7 protein-coding genes are annotated in these 8,682 nt (G+C 58.1%); all 7 read right to left on the minus strand.

Annotated features, from left to right (window positions below):
- Positions 1 to 244: 244 nt before the first annotated feature.
- The 7 genes from choV to MPRO_RS20640 all read right to left on the minus strand — a co-directional run bounded on the left by choV (position 245) and on the right by MPRO_RS20640 (position 8,400).
- Positions 245 to 1,441 carry a choline ABC transporter ATP-binding protein gene (choV, locus tag MPRO_RS20605; protein ID WP_067297684.1) on the minus strand — a complete coding sequence of 399 codons (1,197 nt, stop codon included), beginning with the start codon at positions 1,439 to 1,441 and terminating at the stop codon, positions 245 to 247.
- A gap of 2 nt (positions 1,442 to 1,443) precedes the next feature.
- Positions 1,444 to 2,289 (minus strand): choline ABC transporter permease subunit, encoded by an 846-nt coding sequence (gene choW, locus MPRO_RS20610; RefSeq protein WP_067297686.1) that lies wholly within the window; start codon positions 2,287 to 2,289, stop codon positions 1,444 to 1,446.
- Positions 2,290 to 2,380: 91 nt separating this feature from the next.
- Positions 2,381 to 3,286, minus strand: a complete 906-nt coding sequence (locus MPRO_RS20615; RefSeq protein ID WP_245635160.1) for a choline ABC transporter substrate-binding protein — start codon at positions 3,284 to 3,286, stop codon at positions 2,381 to 2,383.
- 299 nt (positions 3,287 to 3,585) lie between these two features.
- Positions 3,586 to 5,046 carry a betaine-aldehyde dehydrogenase gene (gene betB, locus MPRO_RS20620; RefSeq protein ID WP_067297688.1) on the minus strand — a complete coding sequence of 487 codons (1,461 nt, stop codon included), beginning with the start codon at positions 5,044 to 5,046 and terminating at the stop codon, positions 3,586 to 3,588.
- A gap of 2 nt (positions 5,047 to 5,048) precedes the next feature.
- On the minus strand, positions 5,049 to 5,672 hold the full coding sequence (gene betI / locus MPRO_RS20625; protein WP_067297690.1) for a transcriptional regulator BetI: 624 nt from the start codon (positions 5,670 to 5,672) through the stop codon (positions 5,049 to 5,051).
- 573 nt (positions 5,673 to 6,245) lie between these two features.
- Positions 6,246 to 6,842 carry a DUF938 domain-containing protein gene (locus MPRO_RS20635; RefSeq protein WP_067297695.1) on the minus strand — a complete coding sequence of 199 codons (597 nt, stop codon included), beginning with the start codon at positions 6,840 to 6,842 and terminating at the stop codon, positions 6,246 to 6,248.
- A gap of 109 nt (positions 6,843 to 6,951) precedes the next feature.
- Complete coding sequence (locus tag MPRO_RS20640; protein ID WP_158651899.1) at positions 6,952 to 8,400, minus strand: sensor domain-containing diguanylate cyclase; 1,449 nt, start codon at positions 8,398 to 8,400, stop codon at positions 6,952 to 6,954.
- Positions 8,401 to 8,682 lie beyond the last annotated feature (282 nt).

The raw sequence follows: 8,682 nt of genomic DNA on the forward strand, positions 1-8,682 counted from the left end.
AGAATGAAACACTACACTAGGCGCTAGATTCAAGGGGCTAGGGAAAAGCAGGGGCTAGGCGAAAGGTAAAGCAGTCACGGAACTCGCACCTGCTCTTTGCTCTCTCTAGCCTCTAGTCCCTAGAATCTAGCCCCTGCTCTTACCGCTCTTACCGCTCTTCCTCGCACCTCGCACCTCGCACCTGCTCTTTGCTCTTTCTAGCCCCTTGCCCCTAGAATCTAGCCCCTGCTCTTACCCCTGCTTTTTAAGCGGAGTCGGTGCCGAAGTGCTTGCCCAGCAGGGCGTGGTAGAAATCGCGGTCGCGCAGCACGCCGACCAGGCCGCTGGCTTCGCGCAGCAGTACCGGCAGGCCGGTCTGGTAGCGGATTTCAAGCGCCTGGCGCATGGAAATATCCGGGCTGGCGACGACCAGGGTGCCTTCGTTGAGATCGGTGAGGTTGCTGGTTGTTTCCCACTGATGCAACTGCAGTGCCGTTTCCTGGCGGCTGGCGGACAGCAGCTGTCCCTGGGCATCCATCTTGAACCAGCTGTTTTCCTCGCGGTTGAGCACCAGCATTTCGTCGAGCCGCTCCAGCTGATCCAGACCGGTCATGAGTGAGCGGCCCTTGAGCACGTTCAGCGGGTTGGTGTGGGCGACAAAGTTGCGCACGTATTCATTGCAGGGGTTAAGGACTATATCCTCGGGCCGGCCGTGCTGAATAATGCGCGCAGACTCCATGATGGCGATATGGGTGCCGATCTTCAGGGCTTCATCCAGATCGTGGCTGACAAAGATAATGGTCTTGTTGAGCTTGCGCTGCAATTCCAGCAGCTCGTCCTGCAGCTGATTGCGGATCAGCGGATCCAGCGCCGAGAAGGGCTCGTCCATCAGCAGGATATCGCTGTCCATGGCGAAGGCGCGGGCCAGGCCAACACGCTGCTGCATGCCGCCCGAGAGTTCGTGGGGCAGCTTGTTGGCCCACTCGTCCAGACCCACCATCTCGAGCTTATCCATGGCCTGGCGCCGGCGTTCAACCTTGCCTATGCCCTGCATTTCGAGGCCGAAGGCGACGTTGTCCAGCACGCTGAGCCAGGGCATAAGCGCGAATTTCTGGAACACCATGGAGACGCGCTTGCTGCGCATGTGGCGCAGGGTGTTGGCATCGCAGTTGGCCATATTGACCATCTCGTTGCCATCCTGCACCAGCAGCTCGCCGCGGCTGATGGGGTTGAGCCCGTTCACAGCGCGCAGCAGGCTGGACTTGCCGGAGCCAGACAGCCCCATCAGGACGCAGATTTCGCCGCGCTGCACTTCTATGCTGGCGTCCTGCACGCCGACGACCTGGCCGGTGGCTTCAATGATTTCCTGGCGGGTTTTACCCTGCGCCAGCAGCTCCAGTGCAGGCTGTACCTTCTTGCCAAACACCACATCGAGATTCTTGATACTGACGGCAACGGACATGATCAAGCCTCCTCTTTGGCGTTGGGTGCCTTGCAGATTCGATCCAGGATGATGGCGACCAGCACTATGGCCAGACCCGCTTCAAAGCCCTGGGAAATGTTCACGGTGTTGAGTGCGCGCACCACCGGTTTGCCAAGACCATCGGCCCCGACCAGGGCGGCGATCACCACCATCGACAGCGACAGCATGATGCACTGGGTGACCCCCGCCATGATATTGGGCATGGCCGCCGGCAGTTCCACCTTGAGCAGCAGTTTCATCGGCGTGGCGCCAAAGGCCTTGCCGGCTTCGATCAATTCTTCAGGCACCTTGCTGATACCCAGGTACGTGAGGCGAATGGGGGCGGCAATGGCAAAGATAATGGTGGAAATCAGCCCCGGCACTACGCCAAGACCAAAGAGCACCAGCGTCGGAATCAGGTAAACAAAAGTAGGGATGGTCTGCATCAGATCGAGGATCGGGCGCAGTATGGTGTACACCCAGGGCTTGTGGGCGGCCAGTACGCCTATGGGCAGGCCGAGCATGACCGATAGCGTGGTGGCGGCGAGCACCAGCACGAAGGTCTCAAGCATTTCCTGCCAGTATCCCAGATTGAGGATCAGCAGCAGTGCGGCGACCACAAAGATCACCAGGCCAAGACTGCGGTGCAGCAACCAGGCGAGGGCGGCGGTCATCACAATGGGTACATAAACCGGAAACCACTGGAAGATCGCGACCATATTCAGGATCAGCCATTCCAGCGAGATGGCGATCGTATCAAAGAAGCCCGCAGCGTTGGTGGTCAGCCAATCGACGAAAAGCTCCATCCAGCTGCCAAGGGGTATCTTGTGGTCTGTTAACCAGTTCATGGGGTATTTCCTCAGGGTGAGCGGGGCCATTTACCGCGCCCTTGGGCGCGGTAGCTGATAGTTTCAACGTAAAGGATCTATTGCGAGACGATCAGAGCTCGAGGTGTGTACGGAGCGCGGCCAGGCCCGGTTTGCCGTCTTTGGTCTGCACGCCGTCCAGCCAGGCATCCAGTACTTCAGGGTTTTTCTGCAGCCAGTTGCGAGCAGCGTCACGGGGTTTCTGATTGTCATCCAGAATGGCGCCCATGACTTCGTTTTCCATGGCCAGGGAGAATTCCAGATTGGTCAGCAGCTTGCCGATATTGGCGCACTCCTGCACATAGCCTTTGCGCACGTTGGTATAGACAGTAGCGCCGCCGAAATCAGGGCCGAACCAGTCATCACCGCCGCTGAGGTATTCCATTTCGAAGTTGGCGTTCATTGGATGCGGTGCCCAGCCAAGGAAGGCGATCCACTTGTTGCGACGCTCCGAACGGTTAACCTGCGACATCATGCCGGCTTCGGAAGACTCAACCAGTTTGAAGCTGCCCAGATCAAAGGCGTTTTCATCGAGCATTTTCTGGATCAGGCGGTTGCCGTCATTACCGGGCTCAATGCCGTAGATGCTGCCGCCGAGTTCGTCGCTGAACTTGGCCAGATCCGCAAAGGACTTTACGCCACCGTCATAGGCGGCTTTGGTAACGGCCAGTGTGTACTTGGCGCCAGTAAGGTTCGCCCGCACGGTTTCGACCGAGCCCTCGTCACGGTACTTGGCAATGTCAGCTTCCATGGTCGGCATCCAGTTACCGAGGAATACATCGATATCGTTGGCGGCCAGGGAGTTGTAGGTCACAGGCACGGACAGCAGGTCGGTGCGGCTTTCGTAACCCAGGGCTTCTACCAGTTCGGCAGTCACAGCGGTGGTGGATGTGATGTCGGTCCAGCCAACGTCGGCAAAGCGCACAACGTCGCAGCTGCCAGCAGCCAGCGCGGTGGTGCTAAGACCAGCGGCGCACATCAGAGTGAAAAGGCCGTTGCGTACATTTTTGATCGTAGGGGTCATAGTCAGTCCTGTTTAGTTATCATTATTCTGTACCTCCAGGGCAGCCCGTATACAGATGCGGGCTGGCGTGGAGCCACAGTCCGTAGCCCGGAATGGGCCTGCGCAAAAAGCAGGTTCGAGGTGCGAGGTGCGAGGAGCGAGGTAAGAAAAGCAGGTTCAAACCCCGCTTGTTCTTTCTTCTTTCCTCTTGTTCCGCTTTTGCCCCCTCGCACCTTTTATCTCGCACCTCGCTCCTTTCCCTTCGCCCCTGCTCTTTAAGCGTAAGGGTTTTCCAGTTCGCCCAGTTCAACATAGACGCTCTTGGTCTGGGTGTACTGATAAAGACTCTCTATTCCGTTTTCGCGGCCAATGCCGGACTCCTTGTAGCCGCCCACTGGCATTTCGGCCGGCGATGCACCCCAGGTGTTGATCCAGCAGATTCCGGCCTGCAAACGGGCGATAACCCGGTGTGCGCGGCTGAAATCGCGGGTAAAGACACCGGCGGCAAGGCCGAAGGGCGTATCGTTGGCGCGGCGGATTACTTCTTCCTCATCGTGGAAGCGCAGTACCGACATCACCGGGCCAAAGATCTCTTCGCGCACGTTGGGCATATCGTCGGTGCAGTCGGCAAAGACCGTCGGCTCAACGAAATTGCCCTTATCAAGCCCTGGGCCTGTGGCACGCTTGCCACCGCATACCAGGCGGGCGCCAGCCTGCTGGGCTGCATCGATAAAGCCCAGTACCTTCTCCATATGCTGGCTCGATATCAGCGAACCAATCTGGGTCGACGGGTCCATAGGGTCACCGATGCGAAGTGCCCGGGTGCGTACTTCCAGCTCGGCCACGAATTCATCATAGATGGCATCATGCACGAATACGCGGGTACCGTGGGTGCAGACTTCGCCCTGGGTATAGAAGTTGGCCAGCAGTGCGCCTGAAACGGCCGTTTCCACCTTGGTATCGGGGAAGACGATCATAGGTGACTTGCCGCCCAGCTCCATGGTGACGGATTTCAGCGAGCCTGCCGCAGCGCCCATGACTTTCTTGCCGGTACCGCATTCACCGGTAAAGGATACCTTGGCGATATCCGGGTGATTGCTCAGCATGGCACCGGTACGGCCATCGCCCTGTACGACGTTGAAAACACCGTCCGGCAGGCCGGCTTCGGTAAAGATTTCCGCCAGTTTCATAACGCTCAGCGGGGTTTCCTCCGAGGGCTTGAAGATCATGGCATTACCCGCGGCCAGTGCCGGGGCTGCCTTCCAGCAGGCGATCTGGATCGGGTAGTTCCATGCACCTATGCCGGCGCAGACGCCCAGGGGCTCGCGGCGGCTGTAGAAGAAGTTGCCATTGCCCAGGTCCTGATACTCGCCCTGAATCTTGGACGCCAGGCCAGCGTAATACTCGATCACGTCGGCGCCGGTGTGAATGTCCACCAGATCGGCTTCCTGGATCGGCTTGCCGGTGTCCTGAACTTCGAGGCGTGCCAGTTCGTCATTGCGCTCGCGCAGCAGCTCCACGGCGCGCAGCAGGATGCGGCTGCGTTCGGTGCCGGTCATGGCGGACCAGATGGCAAAACCTTCACGGGCCGATGCAAGGGCAGCTTCAACATCAGCTTCGTTAGCCAGCTGCACCTGGGCCAGCAGTTCACCGGTGGCCGGGTTGCGGGTCTCAAAGGTTTCGCTGCTGCTGGCGTCACGGTAAGCGCCGTGAATGTAGAGGGAGATAGTTTTCATTGTTAGCTTGCAGTCCGGGTTGATAGAGCCCTGAGGGCCGCGTTAGGCGGCAGCTGCCGCTCCAGGTAATCGGTGATGATGCGCTGAGCCAGTTCACTGTTGATGCCGCCCGGTGTCAGGGCGCCCCGCAGCCAGATGCCATCAATCAGTGCAGCTATGCCCTGGGCGACGAACTGGGCCCGCTCGGGCTCCAATACACGCTTGAGTTCAAGGCGAAGGTGCGACAGCAGCCGCTGTTCGTTAACCCGCTGCAGCCGGAAGAGGCCTGGGTGATGCATCGCCTGAGACCAGAACGCCAGCCAGGTTTTGACTACCTTGGAGTCGAGCTGGCGGCTATCGAAATTGCCACCCACGATGGCCTTGATACGGGCGATTACATCATTCGGATCCGTTTCGGCGAGACGTTCGCGCACCGCATTCGACAGATCCCGCAGTACAGAGCGCATGGTGGCCTCGAGCAGACCATCCTTACCACCGAAGTAGTGGTTGATAATGGCCGGGGATACGCCAGCGTAACGGCTGATAATGGCGACGCTGGCTTTCTGCAGCCCAGCGGAATCAATGGCCTGCATGGTGGCCTTGATCAGCTGTGGTTTTCGGATTGCGGGCATCCCTACCTTGGGCATAAGCGAGCCGTACTCTTTTTTAATTAAATGGTCGTTTAACAAAAGATTGACGTTTTAGCCGCGCACTGTCAACCCGCACCTGGGTGCCTTGGCGTAAACGGGTACGAAAAGCCCTGAATTACGGCGAAAATGTCGTAAATGAATTTGCAGGAGTCGCTACTGGGAATGGTATTGACGGATTTTTAACATTGCTGCGGTGGGCATTTTTGGCGCATTCGGCAGCCAAAACGCACCCTGGCGGTGCGTTTGTGGCCCGGAAAATCAGGGGATCAGCCGTAAGTTTTAAGCCGTAAGCTCAGCTACGTGGCCTTGTAGGATGCGGTGGAGCGCAGCGAAACCCATCAAGGTGACCGCGGTAGCGGTAATGGGTGATTGGTAATTGGTGGACTGGCGGTGCACCTCGAACCTGCTTCTAACTAGCCCCTTGCCCCTGCTTTTACCCTCGAAACTCGCCTGGGGCTCCTTTCCCGGAATTCGTAAACTCATTCCAGGCTACGCTCTTCTCTTCTCTTCTCTTCTCTTCTCTCCCTCGCACCTCGCACCTCGCACCTGCTCTTATGCTCTCCCTAGCCCCTAAGATGTCTTGCGCCAAACCAGTAACTGGTTGTTGGCCGGCATTGTGATATCCCGTTCGAGTTCGAGGCCCTGGGCAAGCGCCTGCTCGTTGACCGCCTCGATATCACGGATGCCGCTGCGGGGATCGCGCTGTTGCAGCCAGCGGTCAAACTCGGCATTGCTGGCACTGGTGTACTGGCCGTTATAGCGAAAGGGGCCATAGATACACAGCAGCCCGCCCGGCGTTAGCAGCCTGCCGGCTCCCTGCAGCAGGGCGACAACCTGGGGCCAGCCCATGATATGCAGGGTGTTGGCGCTGTAAATCGCGTCGGCGGTGGTGACAGGCCAGGTGGCGGTGACATCCAGTGCCAGCGGCGGCTCTATATTGTCGCTGCCAAAATGCTGCAGGTTGGCGTCCAGCGCCGGCAAATTGGCAGGCAGATCCGTCGGTTGCCAGCGCAGGCCGCTAAGCGCCGCTGCAAAGTGTACGGCGTGCTGACCCGAGCCGCTGCCGATCTCCAGCAGGCTGCCTGTGGTTGGCAGCAACGGCGCCAGTTGTTGCAGAATCACCGCCTGATTGCGGGCACAGGCTTCGCTGTAATTGAGCCAGTTCATGGAAGTCTATTCGTCATGAGTAAATAGTAATTGGTAAGCCGTAAGCCGTAAGCCGTAAGCTGACAGCTCTAAGCTTACGGCTGATAGCTTAAAGCTGACAGCTTTATGCTTACGCCGTTTTGATGGCATTGCACTGCTCGGAGCGGTTCTGCTTGCGCAGATACATCTGGCGGTCCGCCAGGCCGAGCAGGCCTTCGGCATCGTCGGCATCTTCGGGGAAGATCGCAAGGCCGAAACTGCCGCTTTGCTGCAGAACTATGTCACCCACCTTGAAGGGACGTTCGAACAGGGTTTCGAGCTTGCCGCGAACCTTGTTGAGCTGATGTTCACCGCTGAATATCGGAATCAGAATGACGAACTCGTCGCCATGGATGCGGGCGACTGTGTCTTCGCTACGCATGGAATCGCGCAGGCGCACGGCTATCTGGATCAGCAGTTGGTCACCGACATCATGCCCCCAGGCATCGTTGACCTGTTTGAAATCATCCAGATCGAGAAAAAATACCGCCACCTGGCTGGAGGTGCGCTGGGCTGAGCGGATGGCCTGTTCAAGCCTGTCCAGCAGCAGGTTGGTGTTGGGCAGACCGGTGAGGTGGTCAAAGTGGGCCTTGTTGTAGAGACTTTGCTGCTGTTCGAACAGGTATTGGCGGGTGCGCCAGACGCGCCTCAATACCCAGCCGACCTGCAGCATTAGCAGACACAGGCCGACCAGCAAGCCAGTCAGTTGCCACAGGTCCAGCGCCTGCCAGCGGGGCTGATACTGGATGTTGAGCACGAGGTTGGAGGATGTGCCTGCAAACTGATGGTTGCGGCTCATTGACGGAATCGGCAGGGCGAATTCTTGTTGCGGTTGGCTTTCGAACAGGATTACCGGGGGGCTATCGGCGGAAGTCAGGTTGTCTAAATGCAGGCTGAGGCCGGGCTCATCGATCATCCAGGGCGCAAACAGCGTTTCTGCACTGACCGCCAATAGGGCGTACCTGGAAAATTGTCCGGGCATTTTGTGGCCCTGATGATCAAGCTGCCGGTCGATGGCGTGGTAGATCAGATAACCTGGGCCGTTTCCCAGCAGAATGGGTTTGGACATGCCACTGGGCGCGACAATCCCCGACAGCCGACCGCTGAGGGCAGAGGACTCGCTGGCCAGATCCAGTCCGAGCAGCGATCGAGCTTCGGGGCGTTCGGGCACCAGCAATACTATCGGGTAAAGGCTCTGCGTGCTGTTGTCGGTAGTGCTGCTGGTGGGTGTTTGGATACGAAAGCCGCGCGACTGCGATCTAGACATTTGTTGCTCAAATTCTTCGCGCTGGCCCGACTCAACCCGGCTGGCGACGGCAAACATGTAAAGATCGGGGGAGTGCTGCAACAGGCTTTGAGCGATATTCTGTGCCTGGATGTAGGAGTATTCAGATTGGCTAGAGAGGCCGTGGGCGAAGCTTTCAAGCGCCAGCTGCTGCTCTCTGAGCTGCTGTTCGACCTTGGTGATGATGTTCTGGGAGAAGGTGTCGAAGTGTGATTCCAGCCGGTCGTACTCAAGCGCGATTATACTGCCGGCCATTAGCACAAAGGCAGCTAACCAGATGCATATGTAGCTAATGAGCTGTGATCTGGGCATCAGATCAACGAGGGCGCGCTCCATGCGGTACTTCCGGACGTCGAATGAATTTGAATGATGTCTCCAAAACTCACCTCGATCAAGAAAAATCGGCAATTCAGGTTGCCCCGCGGTTCCGATTTGGCTGAAATGGCGAAGGGTAAAAGCAGGGGTAAAAGCAGAGGCTAGATGCTAGGGGCTAGGTAAAAGCAGGGGCTAGGGTGAAAAGCAGGGGCGAGGCTCGAG

The organism is Marinobacterium profundum, assembly GCF_001528745.1.
Classification (GTDB): Bacteria; Pseudomonadota; Gammaproteobacteria; order Pseudomonadales; family Balneatricaceae; genus Marinobacterium_A; species Marinobacterium_A profundum.

Bases quoted from the DNA above. Each gene is read 5' to 3' on its own strand.
- betI (WP_067297690.1), bottom strand. From the start codon at position 5,672: ATGCCCAAGGTAGGGATGCCCGCAATCCGAAAACCACAGCTGATCAAG.
- choW (WP_067297686.1), bottom strand. From the start codon at position 2,289: ATGAACTGGTTAACAGACCACAAGATACCCCTTGGCAGCTGGATGGAG.
- MPRO_RS20615 (WP_245635160.1), bottom strand. From the start codon at position 3,286: ATGTGCGCCGCTGGTCTTAGCACCACCGCGCTGGCTGCTGGCAGCTGC.
- MPRO_RS20640 (WP_158651899.1), bottom strand. From the start codon at position 8,400: ATGGCCGGCAGTATAATCGCGCTTGAGTACGACCGGCTGGAATCACAC.
- choV (WP_067297684.1), bottom strand. From the start codon at position 1,441: ATGTCCGTTGCCGTCAGTATCAAGAATCTCGATGTGGTGTTTGGCAAG.
- betB (WP_067297688.1), bottom strand. From the start codon at position 5,046: ATGAAAACTATCTCCCTCTACATTCACGGCGCTTACCGTGACGCCAGC.
- MPRO_RS20635 (WP_067297695.1), bottom strand. From the start codon at position 6,842: ATGAACTGGCTCAATTACAGCGAAGCCTGTGCCCGCAATCAGGCGGTG.